Genomic DNA, 21,925 nt, shown 5'->3' with positions numbered 1-21,925 from the left:
GCTAGGATATGAATCATCCCAGCTTGGAGGTCCTGCCATGTACGAGCCGATCCGCGCCAAGTCGGTCCACACGCCGGGCCCCGACGGCGATTTCCCGCACCGCACGCGCGAGGAGGAGCTGGAGCTCCAGCTCGCCGGTCACCTCGCGGCCCTGCTGGCGGTGACGGACGAGCTGCGGGGTCTGGCGCCGTCCGGCGAACTCGACGACGCGGCCGCCGAGTTGGAAGCCGCGGTGACCCGCCTGCGTGGCGGCCGTACGCCGGTCCGCGCGACGGTCACGTCGGCCACCGACCTCACGGCCCTCCACGAGCGCGCGCACGCTTTGGCCGGCCGCGCCCTGGTGGTGGCGGCATCGCGAGCGGACACCTCGGCAGCGATCCTGGCGGCCCGCCGCATGGAGGCGCACGCACTCAGCCCCGCCGGCGTCTGAGGCGATCCGAACGAAGTTCGGATGCGGGGCCCGGGGTGCGGCCCCGGTTTCGGGAAGGGGCGGGTAGGGGAAATCAGCCCGCCGCAGGCGCACCACCCGCACCCCCACCGGCCCGCACGCGACAGCCAACCGCCCCCGCCCACCGGACCTACGGCTGGCTGTAGCCGTCCAGGAACCGCCCGATCCGGGTCACCGCGTCCGCCAGGTCCGAGGCCTGCGGAAGCGTCACGATCCGGAAGTGGTCCGGCTCGGGCCAGTTGAACCCCGTGCCCTGCACGACCATGATCTTCTCGGCCCGCAGCAGATCGAGCACCATCTGCCGGTCGTCCTTGATCTTGAAGACCTTCGGGTCGAGCCGCGGGAAGAGATACAGCGCACCCTTGGGCTTCACACACGTCACGCCCGGGATCTGCGTGAGCAGCTCGTACGCCGTGTCCCGCTGCTCGACAAGGCGCCCGCCCGGCAGCACCAGATCGTTGATCGACTGCCGCCCGGTGAGCGCCGCGACCACCCCGTGCTGGGCCGGCATATTGGCGCACAGGCGCATGTTCGCGAGGATCGTGAGCCCCTCGATGTACGAGGCGGCATGGGCCCGCGGACCGGAGATGACCATCCATCCGGTGCGGTAGCCGGCGACCCGGTACGCCTTGGACATGCCGTTGAACGTCAGCGTGAGCAGATCGGGCGCGAGCGTGGCCGTCGGGGTGTGCGTGGCACCGTCGTACAGGATCTTGTCGTAGATCTCGTCGCTGCAGACGAGCAGATTGTGCCGCCGCGCGATGTCGGCGAGCCCGCGCACCACGTCGTCGCTGTATACGGCACCCGTCGGATTGTTCGGGTTGATGATCACGATCGCCTTGGTGCGGTCGGTGACCTTCCGCTCCACGTCCGCGAGGTCCGGCATCCAGTCCGACTGCTCGTCGCAGCGGTAGTGCACGGCCGTACCGCCGGACAGCGACACGGCGGCCGTCCACAGCGGATAGTCGGGCGCGGGCACGAGCACCTCGTCGCCGTCGTCGAGCAGCGCCTGCATGGCCATGACGATCAGCTCGGAGACGCCGTTGCCGATGTAGACATGCTCGACATCCGTCTCCACGCCGAGCGTCTGGTAATGCATCATCACCGCGCGCCGGGCGGAGAGCAGGCCCTTCGCGTCCCCGTATCCGTGGGCCGAGCCCACATTCCTGAGCACGTCCTCGAGGATCTCCGGCGGACAGTCGAACCCGAAGGCCGCCGGGTTCCCGGTGTTCAGCTTCAGAATCCGGTGCCCTGCTGCCTCCAGTCGCATGGCCTCCTCGAGAACCGGACCCCGGATCTCGTAACAGACGTTGGAGAGCTTCGTCGACTGGATCAGCTGCATGCGGCAACTTTACGAGCGTGTTTCGTCCCGGCGCGCGGAGTTTGAGGCCACCCGGGGAACTGATCTCCGCGCCCTTCCGGGCCCGCCTTCCATCGCAATGCGACGGAGGGCGGGCACGTACGGAATGCCGGATTACGAGGCGGGCGGGGCTTGGATGTGGGGAGCCTTGCCGGGAGACGTGACGTCCGCCACCTCGAACGCCCGCCGCACCGCCACAAGGGCCAGTGCCGCGAGCGCCGCGCTCACCCACAGCGGTCCGCGTGCGCCCCACGTGAGGGCGATACCGCCGAGTGCGGGGCCGATGACGGCGCCCACGTTGAGCGCCGCGGTGGCGTAGGCGCCGGACAGGGTCGGTGCGTCTTCGGCCGCGTACAGGATCCGGGAGATCAGCGTGGCGCCGACGCCGAAGGAGAGCGTGCCCAGGAGCGGGACGAGCGCGACGGTCGCCGCGGGGGAGCCGGCCGTGAGCGCGAAGAGGGACCAGCCGCAGACCAGCGCCACCGCCCCGCCGCCGGCCACCGCGCGCGGGCGGGTGTCGGCGAGCCGGCCCGCGAGGGTGACGCCGAGGAAGGAGCCGATGCCGAAGAGGGCGAGCAGCGCCGGGACCCAGCCTTCGGCGAGTCCCGCCACGTCCGTGACGACCGGGGCGAGGTAGGTGAAGGCGCAGAAGGTGGCCCCGTTCACCAGCGCCCCGAGGAGCAGCGCGAGCTGCAGCCGCGGCCGGCGCAGGGTCCGCAGCTCGGCGGCGAGCGGCGCACGCGGTTCGGCGGCTTCCGTACGGGAGTCGCCGCGCGCTCCGCCCGGTGCCGACCGCACGATCGCGAGCAGCGCCGGCAGCGACACCGCCGCCACGGCCCAGAACGCCGAGCGCCAGCCCCAGAGTTGGCCGAGGAACGCACCCGCCGGTACACCCGCCACACAGGCCAGGGTCACCCCGCCGAGCAGGATGGAGGTGGCCCTGCCTTTCCGGTCGGGCCCGACCGCCGAGACCGCGGTCGCCAGGGCGACGGCCAGGAAGCCCGCATTGGCGAGGGCCCCGACGATCCGGGTGACCAGGAGCACGAGAAAGCTGCCGGTCAGGGCGCCGGCGACATGCACGACGACGAAGACGGACAGGAAGCCGAGCAGCGCCCCGCGCGGCGACCAGCGCCGCCCGAGCACCGCCATCAGCGGCGCCCCGACGACCATGCCGGCCGCGAAGGCCGAGGTCAGCAACCCGGCGTCGGAGAGCGGGACATGGAGGTCGCGGGCGATGTCCGGGCCGAGCCCGGCGAGCATGAACTCCGAGGTGCCTTGCGCGAACACGGCAAGGCCGAGGAGATAGAGGAAAAGAGGCACAGCAGAACTCCGCAGCACACGGTGGGCCGTACGCGCGCAGGCGTACGAGCCGGAGGAAAAGGGACCGTGAGACGGCAGGCCGGCAGCAGGCGGCGCGCCCCGCGCGCAGAGGCGGGGCGGATCGGCGCGAGCAGCCACCGGGGAGCCGGTGGCTAGAGTCTGGAGGCCTCGGGGCTGGACATGGACCGCAGGTTAGGCCGGGGCCGGGCCTGCGGTCCACTCGGTTTTCAGGCGGCGGTCCGCCGCACCGACCTCCCCGCGAGCACATCCGTCCGCTTGCCGTCCTCGATCACGAACCGGCCGTCGATCAGGACGTGCGGGATGCCGGTCGGGAGCGTACGGGGCGACTCGAAGGTCGAACCGGCCGCGACCGTCTCCGGGTCGAAGAGGACCAGGTCGGCGCGGTAGCCCTCGCGGACGAGGCCGCGGTCGGGCAGGCGGAGGCGGGCGGCGGGGCGCGAGGTGAGGTGCGCGACCGTCTCCTCCAGGGAGAGGATCCCCAACTCCCGCGAGTAGCGGCCGAGATACTGCGGGAACGTGCCGTACGCGCGCGGGTGCGGCTTGAAGCCCTGCAGAATGCCGTCCGAACCACCCGTGTGCACCCGGTGCTTCATGATCAGCCGGACGTTCTCCTCGTGGCCGACGTGCTGCAGGATCGTCGAGCCCAGACGGTCGTTGATGAGCAGCCGGCGGGCCGTGACCCACGGTTCTTCGCCGCGCATGTCCGCGGACTGCTGGATGGTCTTGCCCACGCAGGACGCCAGGCCCGGGTCCGAGACCCCGCTGATCTCGATCGTGTCCCACTCGATCGGCACCCCGTGGCAGCCGTCCGCGCCGATGACCTCCATGTGGTGGCGGATCCGCTCGGCGGTCGCGTCGTCCCGCAGCCGCGCGAGGATCGCCTCGGGCCCGCCCTCGCTCGCCCAGCTCGGCAGCATCGCGACGAGCGTGGTGCAGCCGGGGGTGTACGGGTAGGTGTCGAGGCTGATGTCGGCGCCGTCGTCGAGGGCGCCGTCGAGCAGCGCGAGCAGATCGGGTGCCTTGCCCTTGTTCACGCCGAAGTTCATGGTGGCGTGCGCGAGATGGAGCGCGCAGCCGGCCTCCCGCGTCAGGTTCACCATCTCCTCGTACGCCTGGAGCGCGCCGGCTCCGTACGAGCGGTGGTGCGGGCAGTAGTAGCCGTCGTAGCGCGCGACGACCTTGCAGAGCTCCGCGAGCTCGGAGTCCTTGGCGTACATGCCGGGTGTGTACGTGAGCCCGGAGGACATGCCGACCGCGCCCTGCTCCATGCCCTCGGCGACCAACTGCCGCATCCGGTCCATCTCTTGGGTGGTCGCCTCGCGGTCGTCCCACCCGACCGCGTACATCCGGACCGTGCCCTGCGGGATCAGATACGCGGCGTTGACGGCGATGCCCTGCCGGTCGAGGCGGTCGAGGTACTCGCCGACCGTGCGCCAGTCGAAGTCGATGTCGGAGCCGTCGCCGTTCCAGCCGGTGATGGCCTTGCGGACCTCGGTGAGGGTGCGGTCGTCGACGGGCGCGTACGAGAGGCCGTCCTGGCCGAGGACTTCGAGGGTCACGCCCTGGGCGGCCTTGGCGCTGTGGTCCGGGTCGCGGAGGAGGGCGAGGTCGCTGTGGGCGTGCATGTCGATGAAGCCGGGGGAGAGTGCCAGTCCGTCGGCGTCGAGAATGCGTCTCGCTGTCGGGCGGGGCCCGGTGCCCTCTTTGCGGATCTCGGCGATCCGTCCGTCGCGTATCGCCACGTCGGCGGTGTACGAGGGGGTGCCGGTGCCGTCGACGACGCGGGTGTTGCGGATGACCAGGTCCATGTCGGTCTCCATGTGCGGGCTGTGTGGGTGCGGGTGGGGCGCCTGCGGCGGGCGGATTTCCCCTACCCGCCCCTTCCCGAAACTGGGGCTGCGCCCCAGACCCCGGCATCCGAACTTCGTTCGGATCTGCTCAATCGCCGCAGGGGCTGAAACTCAGCCCGGCCGGCGTTTGAGGCCGAGCGCGTTCAGCGCGAAAAGGGGGTCTGGGGGTGAAGCCCCCAGTTTCGGGAAGGGGCGGGGTGGGGGAATCAGAAGTACGTGCGGACGAAGTCGACGACCGTGCCGTCGGACTCGACCACAGGAATCAGCTGCCACTTGTCGAACGACGTGCACGGGTGCGACAACCCGAACCCCACCCAGTCGCCCACCGACACCGCAGCCGAGGACTCCGTACGCAGCCACGTGTGCTGATCCGAGAGACCGGTCACGGTGACACCCTCGGCTGGTCGCTCGACCCCGTCCGCGGCGGACCGGACCACCTGCGCGACGGGCAGGTCGAGGTCGTACGCCGCGTCCCGCTTGCCCGCGTTCGCGAACGCCTGCGACGGCGTGGGCCGCGACATGACCTGCGCCCACAGCCGGAACGCCGGCTGCAGCGCACCCTCCTCCGGCACCCGGTTGAACGGCGTCAGGTGCCGGTAGTGACCGTCGTCGTGCGAGACATACGCACCCGAGCGCAGCAACTTCAGTACGGGGGCGGACAGTTCGGGGATCTCCGCGAACACGGAGGCCACCGCGTCGAACCACGCGGACCCGCCCGCGGAGACCACGATCTCGTCCAGGCCGGAGAAATGCCCGCCCTTGTCGAGCTCCACGGCGAGCGCGACAAGGCGCCGCAGCCACGCGGTGACGGCCTCCGGCGACGCGTCGGGCACCTCGCCCTCGTAACCCGCGACGCCCACCAGGCGGAGCGTGTCCGCCGCCGCGACCGCGAGCGCGATCTCCACGCACTCGGCCTCGGTGCGGACGCCGGTCCGCGCACCCTCGCCGGCGCCGAGCTCCACCACCACGTCCACGGGACGGGAGGCCCCGGCCGCGGAGAGGGCGGAGTGCATCAGCTGCACACCCCGTACGGAATCGACGTAGCAGACGAGCCGGAAGGAGGGGTCGGCCGCCAGCTCGCCGGCGATCCACGCGAGCCCGGCCGGGTCCACGATCTCGTTGGCGACGAAGATCCGGCGGACACCGAAGGCGCGCGCGACGCGGGTCTGGTGCGGGTTGGCCAGCGTGATGCCCCACGCGCCGTACTCCTCCTGGCGCGCGAACAGCTGTGGCGCCATCGAGGTCTTGCCGTGCGGGGCGAAGGCGAGTCCGTGGCGCTCGGAGTAGGTCTCCATGAGGCGGAGGTTGTGCTCGACGCGTTCGGCCGAGAGTGCGAGCACGGGGGTGGTGAACCCGCCCGTGAAGAGGTTGCGGCGCTCGGCGGCCAGCTCGCCGACGGTCAGGCCGTCGGCGTTCGGCGGCAGCCCCTTGAAGCGGAAGTCGACGATCTCGTCCGCGAGAGCGGTGACCCTGTCGGCGCCGTCCCTCGGGCTTCGTCCGGGGGTACCCCCACCGACCACCTTGTCGGCTGCCATGAACCCTCCTCCTGGCCCGTTGCATCCTCTGCAACGCCCATTGCGTATTGCGCTTACCTCTGTCTAACATCCGTCCCAACACCGGGTCAACGCTCTCCGTCGCGTCACGGACAGTCGGGACCAAGGTCCGCTCCCGCCGGGGAAGTTGGCCTCAGGTCGATGCCGCCGGGAGCGCGTAAGCAAGACATAAGCAAGCATCCGAAGGAGCCGTCGTGCCCCACCCGAACGTGTCCGGCCCCGAAGCCGCCGCCGAAGCCCCGCGCTTCGACGTCGCCTGCCTCGGCGAGTCCATGGTCACGTTCCGGCCCGCGCGGCCCGGGCGCCTCGCCGACGTACCGGCCTTCGACCGCGGGATCGGCGGCGCCGAGTCCAATGTCGCGTGCACCCTCGCCCGCGCCGGCCACACCGCGCGCTGGATCAGCCGCGTGGGCGACGACGGCTTCGGCGAGTACCTGACCCGCGAGATCGCGCGCTGCGGCGTGGACACCTCGGCGGTACGCCGCGATCCGGGCCGCCCGACCGGCATCTACTTCCGTACGGCCGGAGAGCGGGCGACCTGCGCGGCACCCGCCTCCGCCACCGGGGACGCGACCACCGGGGACGCGACCATCGGGGACGCCGTCACCGCGAACGCCGCCCCCGCGAACGCCGCCCCCGCGAACGCCGCCCCCGGCGAACCCCTCGCCGAAGTCGCGTACTACCGCGCGGGCTCCGCCGCCTCCGCGATGTCACCGGCCAACACCCCGGTCGGCGCCGACGCCCGGATTCTCCACCTGTCCGGCATCACGGCCGCCCTCTCGCCCGACTGCCTGGCCTTGATGCGCGAGCTCACCACCCGCCGCCCGGGCCGCCCCCTGGTCTCCTTCGATGTGAACTACCGCGTCAGCCTCTGGCCGGACCCGACGACCGCGGGCGCCACGCTCGCGGATCTCGCGCGCGGCGCGGACCTCGTGTTCGTCGGCGAGGACGAGGCCGAGGCGGCCTGGGGCATCACCGGCGGCCCGGCCGCGATCCGCGCCGCGCTCCCGGAGCCGGGGACCCTGGTGGTCAAACAGGGCTCGACCGGCGCGACGGTCTTCCACCGCGAACCGTCGGCCGGCCTCACCGTCGAGGAGCGGCGGAGCAGCGCGCGGCCGCAGGCCGCCGAGGCCGCCGACCGAGACCTCACCGTCCATGTCCCCGCCCTCACCGTCGACGTCGTCGCCGCCGTAGGCGCCGGGGACGCCTTCGCGGCGGGGTTCCTCTCGGCCACGCTGCGCGAACTGCCCGCCGCGCAGCGCCTCAGGACCGGCCACCTGTGGGCTGCGGCCGCACTCACCGTCGCCGGCGACATGGCCGCACCGCCCAGCCGCGCCCATGCGGACCACCTTGCCGAACTCCCGGACGAGGACTGGTGCACACTGCGGCTCGGCCCCGGCTGGACCACGACCGGGACGAAAGGGGAGGTCATCACCACATGAGCCAGACCGTCGACCGCGCACTGAGCATCCTTCCGCTGCTCGCCGAAGGCCCCGCCGACCTCGGCCAGGTCGCCGAGCGCCTGGACGTCCACAAGTCCACGGCCCTGCGCCTGCTGCGCACGCTCCACGAGCACGGCCTCGTCTACCGCCAGTCCGACCAGCGCTACCGCCTGGGCGCCCGCCTCTTCGCGCTCGCCCAGGAAGCCGTCGAGAACCTGGACGTGCGCGAGATCGCCCACCCCCATCTCGTCGAGCTCAACGCCAAGATCGGGCACACCGTCCACCTCGCGGTGTACGAGGAGAACGAGGTTCTCTACATCGACAAGGTCGAGAGCCGCTACCCGGTGCGGATGTACTCCCGGATCGGCAAGCCCGTGGCCATCACGGTCGCCGCGGTCGCCAAGCTGCTGCTCGCCGACCTCTCCGAGCCGGAGCGGCGCGCGGTCGCCGAGCGGCTCGACTACCCCATGTACACGCCCCGTTCGACCCCCGACGCCACCGCGTTCCTCAAGGAACTGACCGTCGTACGCGAACAGGGCTGGGCCACCGACCTGGGTGGCCACGAGGAGTCCATCAACTGCATCGGCGCCCCCATCCGGGGCGCGGACGGCCGCGTGGTGGCCGCGATGTCGGTGTCGGCGCCCAGCGTGGTCGTCACCGCGGAGGAACTCCTCACGCTGCTCCCCGTCGTCCGCCGCACCGCGGACGCGATCAGCCGGGAGTACTCGGGCAACACCCCCACCTGAGACCGGCGCCGCCAACACCCCTCACCAGCAAGGAAAGTTCATGACCGAGAAGATCCAGCTCACGCCGTCCACCCACACCGCCCCGCCCGCGAAGTTCTCGCACGGCGTCAAGAAGGGCAACATCCTCCAGGTCGCAGGCCAGGTCGGCTTCCTGCCGGCCGAGGAGGGCAAGGCGCCGACCCCCGCGGGCCCGACGCTGCGCGAGCAGACCCTGCAGACCTTCGCCAACGTCAAGGCGATCCTCGAAGAGGGCGGCGCCACCTGGGACGACGTGATGATGATGCGCGTCTACCTCACGGACGTGGACCACTTCGCGGAGATGAACGAGATCTACAACGCGTACTTCGAGGAGCAGGGCCTCAAGGCCCCCGCCTCCGCCCGCACCACCGTCTACGTGGGCCTGCCCAAGGGCCTCCTCATCGAGATCGACGCCCTCGCCGTCCTCGGCTGACCTGGTGCCGTTAGCTCCACCCGCCCCTGCCCCCGTCCCCGTCCCCGGCGCGGCGCACAGCCCCGTACGTGCGCCGTGCCGCGATCAGCCCTGCCCTGAACCACCGCACCACGAGCACCCGTCGCACCACGAGCACCCGTCGCACCACAAGCAACCGCCGCAACACCTGTACAGAACGATGGAGTTCCCCCCATGTTGCCCGGAATACCCCTCGCGGCCACCGCGCCCGCCGCCCCACCGGAGACCCCGCACACCGGAGGCATCCTCAGCCTCATAGGCGGCACCGGCGGTCTGCTCACGGTCGCCGTCCTCGGTATCGCCCTGCTGCTCTTCCTGATCATCAAGGTCCGGCTGCAGCCCTTCGTGGCGCTGCTCGCGGTCTCGATCGCCGTCGGCCTGTCGGCCGGCCTGAGCGTCACCGAACTCTTCGGCACGGTCCAGAAGTCCACCGCCACCTCGCTCATCGAGACGGGCATGGGCGGCATCCTCGGCCATGTCACGATCATCATCGGCCTGGGCACGATGCTCGGCGCGATCCTCGAAGTCTCCGGCGGCGCCGAGGTGTTGTCGAGCCGGCTGCTCGGTCTCTTCGGCGAGAAGCGCGCCCCGCTCGCCATGGGTCTGACCGGCCTGATCTTCGGTATCCCGGTCTTCTTCGACGTGGGCATCTTCGTCCTCGCGCCCATCGTCTACGCGGCCGCCAAGCGCTCCGGCAAGTCCATCCTCCTGTACGCGATGCCGCTCCTCGCGGGTCTGTCCATGACCCACGCGTTCCTGCCGCCGCACCCCGGGCCCGTCGCCGCGGCCGGACTGTTCAACGTGTCGCTCGGCTGGGTCATCGTCATGGGCATCGTCTGCGGTATCCCCGCCGTGCTCGCCGCCTGGGCCTACTCGGCCTGGATCGGCAACAAGATCTTCGTCCCCGTACCGCAGGACATGCTCGAAGCCGCCGAGGAGGCCAAGGAGGCCGTCGCCGCCGAGCAGCGTGCGGCCGGTGTCACGCCGCCCGAGAAGCCCGTCTCGCTCGGCACGGTCTTCACCATCATCGGTACGCCGCTGCTGCTCATCCTGGCCGCGACCTTCTCCTCCATCGCGCTCGACCCGTCCACGCTGCGCTCGGTCATCGAGTTCTTCGGCCACCCCTTCGTGGCCCTGACGATCGCGCTCCTCATGGCGTACTACCTGCTCGGTCTGCGCCGCGGCTGGTCGCGCAAGTCCCTGGAGACGGTCTCGACCGCGTCCCTCAAGCCGGTCGGCAACATCCTGCTCGTCGTCGGCGCCGGCGGTGTCTTCGGCGCGGTGCTCAAGGGCTCCGGCATCGCCGACGCGCTCGCCGAGACCTTCGACGACATGGGCCTGCCGATCATCGTCCTGGCGTATCTGATCTCGCTGGTCCTGCGCGTCGCCCAGGGTTCGGCCACGGTCGCGATCGTCGCCACGGCCGGCATCGTCGTCCCGCTGGTCGCGGAGGGCAACCACTCGCAGGCTTTCCTCGCCCTGGTCATCATGGCCATCTCGGCCGGTTCGATCTTCGCCTCGCACGTCAACGACGGCGGCTTCTGGATCGTCGCGAAGTACTTCGGCATCTCCGAGCGCGACACCCTGAAGTCCTGGACGGTCCTGGAGTCGGTCCTGTCGGTGGCGGGGTTCGCGGTGGCGGCGCTGCTGAGTCTGTTCGTCTAGGAGCGGCCCGAACGGTCCCCCGGGAACGCCCGGACAGTCCCCTCCCGCCCGGGGGCCGAAGCCCTTCTCAGGCTATCGAGCCCCACTGACAACGAGCCCCACTGACAACGAGCCCCGCCGACAACGCACACCGCCGACAACGCACACCGCCGCAGGCGCGGATACCGAGCCCGAGCGCCCCCCGATCCTCACCGGTCGGGGGCGCTTCTCCCGTTTCGCGCCGTCGGCCGGATCACTCCCCGTACGCTGGAGGAACGGCGGGAACGCGGGAGGCGCATCGATCGTGGTGGACATCGGCCTGAGCCTTCGACGCGGTGAACTCCCCAGCGAGACCACGAGTTTCATCGGGCGCGAGCGCGAGATCGACAGCGTGAGGACGCTGTTCGGCGCCGCCCGGATAGTCACGCTCCTGGGACCCGGCGGCGTGGGAAAGACCCGGATCGCGATCCGCTCCGCCGCCGTGCTCGCCAGCCGGTTCCGTGACGGCGTACGGATGGTGGAGCTCGCCTGAGTCAAGGACGGCGAACTCCTTCCGCACGCGGTCGGCGCCGCCTTCGGCCTGCCGGAGGCGGCCGGGCGCAGGCCGCTCGACGCCGTGGTGGAGTTCCTGCGCGAGGAGCAGTCGCTCCTGATCCTCGACACCTGTGAGCATCTGGTCGACTCCTGCGCGATGCTCGCCGAGATCCTCCTGAGCTCCTGCCCCGGCCTCTGCCTGCTGCTCACCAGCAGGCAGACCCTGGACGTGCCCGCCGAGCACACCCTGGCCGTGGCACCGCTCGAAGGGGACGACTCGGTACGCCTGTTCACCGAGCGGGCCGCCGCCGCCCGCCCCGGCTTCGCCCTCACGTCCGCGAACGAGGAGCAGGTCGCCGCCCTGTGCCGGCGCCTCGACGGCATTCCGCTCGCCCTCGAACTCGCCGCCGTACGGCTGCGCGCCCTGCCCCTCGACCAGGTCCTTCGCCGCCTGGAGGACCGCTTCCGCGCGCTCGGCGGCGGCCGCGGTGCGCATCCGCGCCATCAGACGCTGCGTACGGCCATCGACTGGAGCCACGAGCTGTGCACGCCCGAGGAGCGCACCCTGTGGGCGCGCCTGTCGGTGTGCGCGGGCGGCTTCGACCTCACGGCCGCCGAACAGGTCTGCGCGGACGCCGAGTTGGATGCATACGACATCGGCGATCACCTCATCGGGCTCGTCGACAAGTCGATCGTCATCCGGGAGGAGGGTGAGGAGGACAACCGTTACCGGATGCTCGACACCCTCCGCGAGTACGGCGCCGAGCGGCTTGCCGAATCAGGGGACCAGGAGAGCGCCGAGCGCCGCCACCGTGACCACTGTCTGCACCTCGCACGCTTGGGCAACGTGGCCTGGTCCGGACCCGAACAGGCCACTTGGACCGACCGTTTCGAGCGGGAGATCGACAACTTCCGCGTCGCCATGGAGTGGTCACTCACCACCCCGGGTGAAGAGTCGGGCGCGGTCGCGCTCTGCGGGGCGCTCGTCGGGTTGTGGGTCGGGCGCGGCCGAGTCGTGGAGGGGCTCCGCTGGGGTGGCCGGGCGTGGGCGACCGGGGCCGGTACGCCCGCAGACCGCGGCCGGCTCGGCTTCCAGCGCGGGGTGTGCAAACTGCTGACCGGGGACCGGGTGGGGGCGGTCGAGATCTTGGCCGAGGGCGCCGAGCTGTCCCTGCGGGGCGGTGATCTTCAGGGCAGGCTCCTCAACCTGGAGCATCTGTTCGGCGCCTACTCCCACGTGGACCGCCTCGACGACGCCCGCCGGGCGGGGGAGGAGTGCGAGCCGCTCGTCCATGCCCTGAAGGACCCGTACTTGCTCGGCTTGCACTACCGCAATGGGGCCGACCGGCACCTCACCCTCGGTGACACGCAGGCTGCCGAACTGCTGCTGCAGCGCGGACTTGAGGTGCTGCCGCGGGGTGAGTTCTGGCTCACGAGCGTCACCCATCTGTACCTCAGCCTCGTCCGGATCGCGAACGGCGATCTCGACGATGCGCTGAAGCATGGACGTGAGTCGCTGCGGGGCATGGCCCGCCTCCAGGACATGGTGTGCGTCAGCAACCACATGTCGACCGTGTCGTGGATCGCGGCCGCCCAGTCCCGCCATGGCGAAGCGGCCCGCCTGTACGGTGCGGCGGCCGGCATCCGGCGCGGGATCGCTCCGCTTCTGCTGGGCGATCCGAAGCTCAACGCACTGGACCGGAGTTTCCAGAGAGCCTCTGAACAGGCCCTGGGGGAAGAGGAGTTCAGGCGCCTGTACGAGGAGGGCGAGCGCATGGGACTTCCCCAGGCTCTCGCTCTCGGCCTCGGCGAGTCCGCCGCACCCGAGTCCGCCACCGCCTCCGCCCTCACTCTCGACTCCCTCACCCGCCGCGAACGCGAGGTCGCCGCCCTCGTCCACCAGGGCCTTTCCAACCGGGAGATCGCCGAACGGATCGTCATCTCGAAGCGCACCGCCGACGCCCATGTCGAACACATCCTGGCCAAACTGGGCGTCGCCTCACGGTGTGAGGTCGCGGCGCTGGTCCGCGCGGAGACCGAGAACTCCCGTACGTAACGGGCGCTTCGGCCCCACTCCTCTGCGCCCGAACCTTCCGCGTACCTACGTCCCTACGTACGCCGCTACATAGGTCCGGTACCTACACACTGTCCCGCCGCACATTAGGTACCCGCATCTCCTGTCCCGCAGCATGCGCATCACCCAACCCGGTACCACGCTGTCCGCATGTACCCGCACAGCACCTCGGACCCGGACCCCGCCGAGGATCTCACCCCCACTGGGCTCGCCGAACTCCTCGCATCCGAGGGGCAGTTGACCCTCACGGGGCCGCCCGGGGTCGGCAAGTCGCATCTAGCGGCCCGGGTGGCGCAGGCCACCGGGCTCCCCGTGCAGCACGTGGACCTCACCGGCTGCCAGGACTCCGCCCAGGTGCCGCAGGTGATCGCCGACGCACTGGGCGCGGACACCGGCCACAGCGTCGACCCGCTGCCCGGCCTGCTGCACGCCCTCGCCCCGCAGCACGGCGTACTGGTCCTCGACACCTGCGAACACGTGGCGGCCGGCGGCGCCCAGATCGTGGACCGGATCCGCGACGCCTGCCCCAAGCTGCGGCTGCTCACCACAAGCCGCCGGCCGCTCGGCACGGCGGACGAGAACCTGGTCGCCGTGAGCCCGATGACCCATGAGCAGACCGAGGACCTGCTCCGGGCACAGGCCGCCGCCCACCAGGTCGACCTCGACCAGGCCTGGGCGCATCTGCTCTCCCGGCATATCGACGGCGATCCGCTGAGCGTCGTCCTCATGGTCCAGGCACTGCGCCGGATGGGGCCGCGGCAGCTCTTCGCCCGTCTGTCCACGCCGGGCGGCCGCTTCGCGATCCTCACCGACGGCGCGTCCGAACCGGCCAGGCACCGCAGCCTGTGGCGGGCCGTCGAATGGAGCTACCAGCTGTGCGGCCGCCGCGAGCAGCTGATGTGGTTCCGCCTCTCGGCGTTCAGCTGCACCTTCACGCGCGACCAGGTCCGGCTGCTCTTCGACGTGGACGACGAGCTGGACCTCCTGCTCCGGGCCTCCGTCGTGCTGCCCGTCGCCCCGGACCGCTACCGCCTGCCGCTGGCCCATCGCGAGTACGGCAGGATGCAACTGGGAGCCTTCGGCCTGTACGGCGTGGACGACGACGCGTAACCCGCGCCGCCGAGGGGCACCGAAGCCCTGACGGCGATGCGCGAGGAGAACCGGGATGACGGCGGACCACGACGGCGGCACACAGTCCTTCGGCCCGCCTCCCGCGTACGGACCTGCCACGCCCCCGGCGTACGGCCCCGGGGCGTCACCCGGGTACGGCGCCGCGACGCCACCCGGCCAGTACCCGCCACCCGGCCAGTCCCCGCCACCCGGCCAGTCCCCGCCACCCGGCCAGTACCCACACCCCGGCCAGTACCCACACCCCGGCCAGATCCCGCCGCCCCCGCAGTACGCGCCCCAACCGGTGCCCACCGGACCCGAGTTCGTGGCGTTCGACAAGACCAACGCCCTCGTCATCGACGGCGAGGGCGTCTCCTTCGACCTGGGCGGCCAGGTCACCGACCATCCGTGGGAGCAGATCACCGCCCTGCACTACACGGCCCAGGGCGTCCACCTGCGGGTGGGCATCACCCACGCCGCCGGCTGGTTCCACGAGTGCGTGGTCAACGCGAAGAAGCAGCAGAAGCTGATCGCGTGGCTCACGGAGCTGGGCCCGGTAGCGGCGTACTACCAGGCCCAGCTCCTCAACAGAGCCTGAGGCCGGTCAGGCGCAGTACTGCGCCTCCTTGCCGATGGACCGGTACATGCAGTCCGCGTTCTCCAGGAGTTGAAGGACCGCGTCCCGGTTGCGCGAGGTCTCCCGCTCGATCACCTCGTCGGGCGGGTAGAAGCCGCCGCCGCTCGACGACCGCGGATACATCTCGAAGGTGTAGTGGAAGATCTTCTGCGATCCCCACATCCAGTCGCCGATGGATCCGTCCGTGATGTACAGATCGCTCGACTGCTGCGGCGTATAGCCGTTGGAGGCCGCCATCTTCTGGCCGACGGTCGCATGCGCGTTGCGGTCGTCCGCCGTCAGACCCGTCGCGGTGTCGTTGTACGTGTAGCCGTACGGCCAGAGCACCAGCTCGCTGTACGTGTGGAAGTCGATGCCCGCCTTGAGCTGCTGCTTGCCGCCGACGATCCGGCTGCGCACGAAGTTCGCCACGACCTGCACCTCGGGCGCCGACTCGGCCGAGGGGCCGCGGTAGGTCTCCGACGAGGTCGATCCCGAGGAGCCGCCGCAGCAGCCCCAACGGTAGTTCCAGTTGCGGTTGAGGTCCGTACCGACGTACGACGAACCGGAGTTGGGCTGCCGGTTCTTGCGCCACGAGCGGTACGAGCCGGTGGCGATGTCGTACTCGCCGCCGTCCGGGTTGACGTCCGGGATGATCCAGATCTCGCGGCCGTTGACCATGTTCGTGATCCGCGAGTCCGAGCCGTAGCCGGCGCCGAGTTCACGTATCAGATAGAGCGCCATCTCGACGGTGAGGTGCTCACGCGCGTGCTGGTGGTGCGTGAACAGGACCTCGGGCTCGGCCTCGTCGCTCGCCACGTTGTCACTGATCTTGATGGCGACGATGTCCCGGCCCTGGTACGACTTGCCGATCACGCGCTTGCTCATGATCGACGGATACGCGGACATCCGCTGGTTGATCTCCGCGTTCATCTCCGCGTAGTTGTGATAGCGCGAGTCGGCCGACGGGAAGTCGAGCGGCTTGACGTCCGCGCCTTCCAGGCGCTCCGGTACGGCGCCGAGCGGCTCCAACTCGTAGCCCTGGCCCCGCAGTTGCCTGGCCTGGGCGGCATTGGCCGTGACGACGACGGTGTGTCCGTCGCTCTCGTCGATGGAGACGCCGGACTTGGCGATCCTCGTGACGGCGGCCCGGTCGAGCTTGTTGCTGTGCACATGGATCTCGTACTGCTGCCGGCTCTCCTCCTGGGCGGCCGCCGCGGCACGTGCCTCGTCGGGCGAGGCGTCGGCGGTGAGCGGTGCGGCGAGTGCGAGGGCTATGACCGCGGCGAGGGCCGCGGTTCTCTTCCCGCGGATGCGTAGACGCATGACATCTCCGTAAGCGTGGTGGGGGTGGCTCATGGCGACGCGTGTGCGGCGGTGCGGGTGCGGTGGTGCGCGTGCGGCGGTGCCGAATGCGGTGGTGCGAGTGCGGCGGTGCGGTGTCCGCTATGCGGTGAGGCGGGTGCGGTTGTGCGGGGTCATCGTGGGGGAGTGGCATGGTCCCGTCAAGGCCGAGTCCCGCCCGCCCTCTTGTGCCACGGCCGGAAACCGCCGATGGTGACCGGTGATCTCGATCACTGGGGACGAGCGGGGAGAGACGCATGGCAGACACAGAAACCGGGACGAACACCGCACCACGCAAATCGAGTTGGAAGTACATCGGCCCGGGCATCGTCGTCGCCGCCACCGGCGTCGGCGCGGGTGACCTGGTGGCCACCCTGATCGCGGGCAGCAACTTCGGCTACACGCTCCTGTGGGCCGCCATCATCGGCTGCGTCGTCAAGATCTCCCTCGCGGAGGCGGCCGGCCGCTGGCATCTGTCCACGGGCCGCACCCTCTTCGACGGCTGGGCCAGCCTCGGCAAGTGGACGACCTGGTTCTTCGTCGTCTACGTGATCATCTGGGGCTTCGTGTACGGCGCGGCCGCCATGTCCTCGTCCGGACTGCCGCTCCAGGCCCTCTTCCCGGACGCCGGCATCGACCTGAAGTGGTGGGCGATCGGCACGGGCCTGATCGGCCTGGCCTTCGTCTGGTTCAACAAGTACGCGGTCTTCGAGAAGGTCATGACGATCCTCGTCGGCGTCATGTTCCTGGTGACCGTCTACCTCGCGATCCGCGTCACGCCCAACCTCGCCGACGCCTTCGCGGGCCTGCTCCCGGTCGTGCCCGACGCCGAGGACTCGATCCTCAACACGCTCGGCCTGATCGGCGGCGTCGGCGGCACCATCACCCTTGCGGCGTACGGCTATTGGGTGAACGCCAAGGGCTGGACCAACACCGGCTGGATGAAGGTGATGCGCCTGGACAACCGCGTCGCCTACATCACCACCGGCATCTTCGTCATCGCGATGCTCTTCGTGGGCGCCGAGATGCTGCACTCGGCCAACATCGCCCTCGCCAAGGGTGACCAGGGCCTCGTCCAGCTTTCCGGCATCCTGGAGAAGGAGTACGGAGCCGCCACCGCCAAGCTCTTCCTCGTCGGCTTCTTCGCCACGTCCTTCACCTCGCTGATCGGTGTGTGGCACGGCGTCAGCCTGATGTTCGCGGACTTCGCCGAACGCACCCGCGGCCGCGGCGAGTCCACCGGCGCCGAGGTCGCCTCGGGCGCGCGCGAGAAGTCGCTCCCGTTCCGCGCGTACCTGCTCTGGCTGACCTTCCCGCCGATGATCCTGCTCTTCATCGACCAGCCCTTCCGCCTGATCATCATCTACGGAGTCCTGGGCGCGGCCTTCATGCCGTTCCTGGCCCTGACGCTGATCTGGCTCCTCAACTCCTCCCGCGTCCCGGCCGAATGGCGCAACCGCCCACTCGGCGTCAGCAACGCGATGCTCATCATCGCGGGCCTGCTCTTCCTGGTCCTCGCGGTGAAGCAGATCTGGGACATGGACTGGGCGAGCTTCTTCTGATCCGTTCCGTGTGGCCTGAACGACGAAGGGGCGCCACCCGGCCGGGGTGGCGCCCCTTCGCGCTGTCCGGACCTCAACTCGTCCCGTAGAACGATGAGTTCATGCGGTCGTAGCGCGCATACATCGCCGCCAGTTCCCGCTTGTCGTCCCGCATGTCCAGGAATGCGAGCACCAGCCGGAACAGATGCTCCACGGCCTGCTCCTGGTGCTCCGGCTCGATCTGCCGTGGATTCCGCAGTACGACACCGGGAACCGCGTCCTCAAGGACGAGAGCGAACCAGACCAAGCTGGAGCACTCGCCCTTGCGCACCACGAGCCATTCGGTGAAACCACGCAGCACACCGCCGGAGCTTGCCAAGTCGTATCCGAGCAGGAGCATGGCCGTCGGGTGATACGTGCGGTCGAGGCCGAACATCTCCGGCCTGTCCCGCACCTTCTCGACGAACTCCTTGTCATTCATGGGTCTCCTGAAGGTCGTCTCGCGGTCACTGGATCTGAGGGAGCCGCCCTCGAACGTGCCGTACTGCGACGAGCCGCACGACAGCCATGCGTGGCGGACGGTCCACTCGCCGGACGACGTCCGGCTGCTGCGCCGCGACCGTGCCGCCGCGGAGGAGCGGCTGCGTCTCGACCCCGAGGCGACCGAGGTCACCCCTGAGGAACGGCAGAACTGGGAGCGGATCAAGGTGGGCCGGCCGTGGTCCGACGGCCCGATCCTGGGCCGTCGGTGACCCTGTCGACCGCTCCTGCCCCGAGTGCGGCACCGAGGAGGTCCCCCTCCTCACCATCGCCTCCTTGGAATGGGACGGCGGCAGCGGGACCTGGATCCCCGAGGAGCAGCCGCCGCCCGAGGTGCCGGCTCTTCGCAGGGCCGACCACGGCGACTTCACCCTGATCGACATCGCCGGCGGCAACAACCTCCAGCTCTACGTCTGCCCGGCCACTCCGGACCACCCCCACCTCGAACTGTGCACGTGACCGGGCACAACGGGCCGCCCCCGAAGACCCAACTGGTCCTTGGGGGCGGCCCGTTGTCACGGACAGAGGCAACTCAGCGCGCGTTGTACCCGAAGCGCGAGCCCGTGGCCGGGAAGCCGCCGGTGCCCGGCTTGTACGTGGTGACGGGGCCGATCGCGCCGCCCGCCGTGACGTTGGACATCGGCAGGGCGTACAGGGCGCCCTGGGAGCTGGGCCCGTAGGGCATGCCGGCGTACAGCTTGGTGCCGGTCAGGTGGATGCTGCGGCCCAGGTACTGGTCGGCGCCCGCGGTGCCGGGGATGCCGTCGCCGTCGCCGGCCTCGATCCACTTGTCGTTGGCGCCCGGGGTGCCGAGCAGCGAGAACGTGTGGATGGCACCCGCCTTCGCGGCGGTGCCCACGGCCTCGTTGGGCGTGCCGACCGCGATCCTCAGCGTGGCCGCGGTGCCCACCGCGCGGGGCGCGGTGTTCACGGCCGTGACCCGCTCGCCCATACGGTCGCCCGCCTCGGCGGTGCCGACGACATCGTCGTCACCGGTGCCCTGCCACAGCGAACCCGTCTGGTCCCAGGTCCCGTCGGCCTTGATGCGCACGAGGGCGACGCTGCCCGCGTCGGCGCGCTGCGTGGCACCGCCGTCCACGGACAGGGCCTCGCCCGGTGAGCCGATCGCCAGCATCGAGTCGGTGGCACCGGTGGCCGCGGCCGTGTGCCGGTAGGCGGTCAGGGCGAGCGAGGCGGCGAAGTCGTCACCGGCCTCGGCGCCGCCGGAGATCCCGTCCAGGTCCTGGTCGAGGCCGAACAGCGGGGTGGGGCTGTTCTCGGCGTTCAGCTTGTTCGGGTCGAACACCGCCAGACCGCCGGCCTCCTTGTCGGCGCCGATGGCCTCGCTGGGGCTGCCGATCACGGCGTGGTTGGCATTCGCGGCGAGCGAGGCGCCGAACCGGTCGCCTTCCTCCGAGGCGCCCGGCACACCGGTCTTGTCCTGGTGGACGGCCACGCTGGTGGAGTTGGTGACGTAGAAGGCGGAGCCCGCGGTCTTGACCGTGCCGAGGGCCTCACCGGGATTGCCGATCAGCAGATACGGCTCACCGGCCCGCGTGGTGGCCGCGGCGACCGCGTGACCCATCCGGTCGCCGGCCTCCGAAGCGGAGGCCTTGATCGCGCCGCTGCCCGCGCCCTGCTCGTAGTGGGTGCTCTTCAGGGTCCCGGAGCCCAGACCGCCGGGCGCGCCGTAGAGGACATCCACGAAACCGGCGTCGGTGGCGGTGCCCACGGCCTCGTTGGGGGTGCCGACGACGAGGTCGGTGTACCCGTCCTCGTTGTAGTCCACGGTCGCGAGCTGCTCGCCGAACCAGTCGCTCTGCTCGGCCCCGCCGGCCACCCAGTCGAGGTCCTGGTTGATCTCGGCGGTGCCCTTGCCCCCGCCGTAGGAGATGCGCACCAGGCCCGCGCTCGTCACGGTGCCCACCGTGGCCGCCGGGTCGCCGATCGCGATGTCCTCCGCGCCGTCCCCGTTGAAGTCGGTGATCCGCGTCGCGCCCACGGTCGAACTCACCCAGGAGGCAAGGTCGTCGACCCGGGCCATGACGCCGGTGGTGGAGGTGACAGCGGGGTCGATGCCGTAGCAGCCGCCGGCGGAGGTCTGGCTGACCAGCCCGGCGAGCTTGCCGGAGCGTACGACCGGACCGCCCGCGTCGCCGCCGCACGCGGCCGAGTCCTTGCCGGTCACGGTGGCGGTGGTGGTCGCGGCGGAGTCGACGGTGAACGCACCGGTGTGCAGCCTCAGCGGCGCCCACTCGGTCTTCGACCGGCCGTGGCCGGAGAACTTCAGCTCCTCGCCGGTCACCGGCGCGGTGGTCGCCAGCGCGATCGGCGTGACGTTGGTGACCGGCCGGTTCAGGCGCGCCAGGACCACGTCGCGGTCGGTGCGCGGCACCAGCTGCACCACACGGCGCTCGGCGCCCTGGGTGCCGCCCAGGTCGGCGCGGCCGATCACGGCGGTGGTGTTCTTGGCGGGTGCGCCGGCGGGCACCGCGAGCGAGACGGCCGGGTCGGCGGCGAAACAACTGGCCGCCGTCATCAGCCACTCGGTGTCCACGAGGACCGCGGAGCAGCCGCGGTCGTGCGGGCCGACGGTGATCTGCGCGGTGTACGCGTACGTGGTGTCCGCATCGGACACGGGCGTGCCGTTCACAGCCGAGGCGGGCGCCGCGCACAGCGCGAGCGACCCGGCGGCCAGGGCCGCGCCGAGCGCGGCCAGGCGGGATCGCCTGGGGGAGTGCTGCATGGAGATCAATTCCTCAATCGCAGGTCGGCGGCGGCTACTTGGCTGTCCGGATTTCGACGAGAATGTGTTCGCGGCCCTCGGGGTCCGCACTCTCGCCCACCGCTGCGTAGTTATTCTTGGGCACGTCGAAGGACTTCTCCTCGCCGTCGACCGTCATGTCGACCTGTGCCGACTGGTCGACGCTGCCCTTGATTCCGTACACCGAGGGAATTTCCAGGGTGAGCCAGCCGCTGGTGCCGGTGACCTTGAAGCAGATCTTTTCCTGGGAGCGGGCCCAGACTTCGAGAAGCCCGGTTTCGCTCGCGCAGTCGGCAAGGACTATGTGACCGTCACCGCGCTTCAGCACAATGTTCTTTTCGGCCAGGATCTTCTCGGCGTTCGGGTAGTTGTAGTCCTCGACGGCATACCCGGGGGCGGCGTCGGCGACGGCCGCGGCCCGCTCGCCGGTGCTGCCCGCACCGGAGTCCGGGGCCCCCGCCATCACGGCCCATGCCAGGGCGCCGGCCGCGGTGGCGGCACCCAGAATGCGCATCAAAGCGCTGCGTGGCTTCATCACTGTCCTAGAAG

General features: G+C 70.6%; 20 protein-coding genes. 12 read left to right on the top strand and 8 right to left on the bottom strand.

The annotated features are described in order from the left end of the window. Nucleotides 1-37: 37 nt before the first annotated feature. The gene (locus tag H9Y04_RS34565; protein ID WP_187818106.1) at nt 38-430 is read left to right on the top strand and encodes an SCO4983 family protein; all 393 of its coding nucleotides are present in this window, start codon (nt 38-40) and stop codon (nt 428-430) included. A gap of 148 nt (nt 431-578) precedes the next feature. On the opposite strand, the gene H9Y04_RS34560 is transcribed toward H9Y04_RS34565, so the two are convergent. The 4 genes from H9Y04_RS34560 to H9Y04_RS34545 form a co-directional block, all read right to left on the bottom strand. Next, a complete protein-coding gene (locus H9Y04_RS34560) occupies nt 579-1,790 on the bottom strand; it encodes a pyridoxal phosphate-dependent aminotransferase (RefSeq protein ID WP_187818105.1) in 1,212 nt (403 codons plus the stop codon). A 132-nt stretch (nt 1,791-1,922) separates the two neighbouring features. Continuing rightward, nucleotides 1,923-3,128 carry a Cmx/CmrA family chloramphenicol efflux MFS transporter gene (locus H9Y04_RS34555; protein ID WP_187818104.1) on the bottom strand — a complete coding sequence of 402 codons (1,206 nt, stop codon included), beginning with the start codon at nt 3,126-3,128 and terminating at the stop codon, nt 1,923-1,925. Nucleotides 3,129-3,355: 227 nt separating this feature from the next. After that, nucleotides 3,356-4,957, bottom strand: a complete 1,602-nt coding sequence (locus H9Y04_RS34550) for an N-acyl-D-amino-acid deacylase family protein (RefSeq protein ID WP_187818202.1) — start codon at nt 4,955-4,957, stop codon at nt 3,356-3,358. A 248-nt stretch (nt 4,958-5,205) separates the two neighbouring features. Next, nucleotides 5,206-6,534, bottom strand: a complete 1,329-nt coding sequence (locus H9Y04_RS34545; protein WP_187818103.1) for an amino acid deaminase — start codon at nt 6,532-6,534, stop codon at nt 5,206-5,208. 212 nt (nt 6,535-6,746) lie between these two features. Here H9Y04_RS34545 and H9Y04_RS34540 point away from each other — a divergent pair, with 212 nt between their 5' ends. The 8 genes from H9Y04_RS34540 (at nt 6,747) to H9Y04_RS34505 (ending at nt 15,169) form a co-directional block, all read left to right on the top strand. Continuing rightward, nucleotides 6,747-7,994 carry a sugar kinase gene (locus tag H9Y04_RS34540; protein WP_308801490.1) on the top strand — a complete coding sequence of 416 codons (1,248 nt, stop codon included), beginning with the start codon at nt 6,747-6,749 and terminating at the stop codon, nt 7,992-7,994. Further along, entirely contained in the window at nt 7,991-8,740 is a 750-nt protein-coding gene (locus H9Y04_RS34535) for an IclR family transcriptional regulator (protein WP_187818102.1), read from the top strand. Before H9Y04_RS34540 ends, H9Y04_RS34535 begins: the two co-directional genes overlap by 4 nt. A gap of 40 nt (nt 8,741-8,780) precedes the next feature. Further along, nucleotides 8,781-9,191 carry a RidA family protein gene (locus H9Y04_RS34530; RefSeq protein ID WP_165334226.1) on the top strand — a complete coding sequence of 137 codons (411 nt, stop codon included), beginning with the start codon at nt 8,781-8,783 and terminating at the stop codon, nt 9,189-9,191. A 192-nt stretch (nt 9,192-9,383) separates the two neighbouring features. Further along, nucleotides 9,384-10,874, top strand: a complete 1,491-nt coding sequence (locus tag H9Y04_RS34525) for a GntP family permease (protein ID WP_187818101.1) — start codon at nt 9,384-9,386, stop codon at nt 10,872-10,874. A gap of 283 nt (nt 10,875-11,157) precedes the next feature. Beyond that, nucleotides 11,158-11,385, top strand: coding sequence for a hypothetical protein (locus H9Y04_RS34520; RefSeq protein WP_187818100.1), 228 nt, complete (start codon nt 11,158-11,160; stop codon nt 11,383-11,385). Between the two features lie 84 nt (nt 11,386-11,469). After that, nucleotides 11,470-13,443 (top strand): ATP-binding protein, encoded by a 1,974-nt coding sequence (locus tag H9Y04_RS47840; RefSeq protein WP_187818099.1) that lies wholly within the window; start codon nt 11,470-11,472, stop codon nt 13,441-13,443. 168 nt (nt 13,444-13,611) lie between these two features. Beyond that, nucleotides 13,612-14,571, top strand: coding sequence for an AAA family ATPase (locus tag H9Y04_RS34510; RefSeq protein WP_187818098.1), 960 nt, complete (start codon nt 13,612-13,614; stop codon nt 14,569-14,571). Nucleotides 14,572-14,626: 55 nt separating this feature from the next. Beyond that, nucleotides 14,627-15,169, top strand: a complete 543-nt coding sequence (locus H9Y04_RS34505; RefSeq protein WP_187818097.1) for a hypothetical protein — start codon at nt 14,627-14,629, stop codon at nt 15,167-15,169. 6 nt (nt 15,170-15,175) lie between these two features. On the opposite strand, the gene H9Y04_RS34500 is transcribed toward H9Y04_RS34505, so the two are convergent. Further along, nucleotides 15,176-16,513 (bottom strand): M14 family metallopeptidase, encoded by a 1,338-nt coding sequence (locus tag H9Y04_RS34500; RefSeq protein ID WP_187818096.1) that lies wholly within the window; start codon nt 16,511-16,513, stop codon nt 15,176-15,178. 275 nt (nt 16,514-16,788) lie between these two features. On the opposite strand from H9Y04_RS34500, the gene H9Y04_RS34495 reads away from it, so the two are divergent. Continuing rightward, nucleotides 16,789-18,093: an Nramp family divalent metal transporter gene (locus tag H9Y04_RS34495; RefSeq protein WP_187818095.1), complete on the top strand. Its 1,305-nt coding sequence runs from the start codon at nt 16,789-16,791 to the stop codon at nt 18,091-18,093. Nucleotides 18,094-18,166: 73 nt separating this feature from the next. Here the strand turns inward: H9Y04_RS34495 and H9Y04_RS34490 are convergent, their stop codons facing one another. Continuing rightward, entirely contained in the window at nt 18,167-18,553 is a 387-nt protein-coding gene (locus H9Y04_RS34490; protein WP_187818094.1) for a hypothetical protein, read from the bottom strand. Between H9Y04_RS34490 and H9Y04_RS34485 the strand changes: the two genes are divergently transcribed. Both H9Y04_RS34485 and H9Y04_RS34480 read left to right on the top strand, forming a co-directional pair. Beyond that, the gene (locus tag H9Y04_RS34485; RefSeq protein ID WP_187818093.1) at nt 18,552-18,824 is read left to right on the top strand and encodes a hypothetical protein; all 273 of its coding nucleotides are present in this window, start codon (nt 18,552-18,554) and stop codon (nt 18,822-18,824) included. The genes H9Y04_RS34490 and H9Y04_RS34485 overlap by 2 nt on opposite strands. A gap of 64 nt (nt 18,825-18,888) precedes the next feature. Next, nucleotides 18,889-19,071: a hypothetical protein gene (locus H9Y04_RS34480; RefSeq protein ID WP_187818092.1), complete on the top strand. Its 183-nt coding sequence runs from the start codon at nt 18,889-18,891 to the stop codon at nt 19,069-19,071. A gap of 73 nt (nt 19,072-19,144) precedes the next feature. Here the strand turns inward: H9Y04_RS34480 and H9Y04_RS34475 are convergent, their stop codons facing one another. Both H9Y04_RS34475 and H9Y04_RS34470 read right to left on the bottom strand, forming a co-directional pair. Beyond that, entirely contained in the window at nt 19,145-21,358 is a 2,214-nt protein-coding gene (locus H9Y04_RS34475; RefSeq protein WP_187818091.1) for a trypsin-like serine protease, read from the bottom strand. 34 nt (nt 21,359-21,392) lie between these two features. Continuing rightward, nucleotides 21,393-21,911, bottom strand: coding sequence for a hypothetical protein (locus tag H9Y04_RS34470; protein WP_187818090.1), 519 nt, complete (start codon nt 21,909-21,911; stop codon nt 21,393-21,395). Nucleotides 21,912-21,925 lie beyond the last annotated feature (14 nt).

This window comes from Streptomyces polyasparticus (genome assembly GCF_014493765.1).
GTDB lineage: Bacteria > Actinomycetota > Actinomycetes > Streptomycetales > Streptomycetaceae > Streptomyces > Streptomyces polyasparticus.
This window is presented reverse-complemented; position numbering and strand designations above follow the sequence as displayed.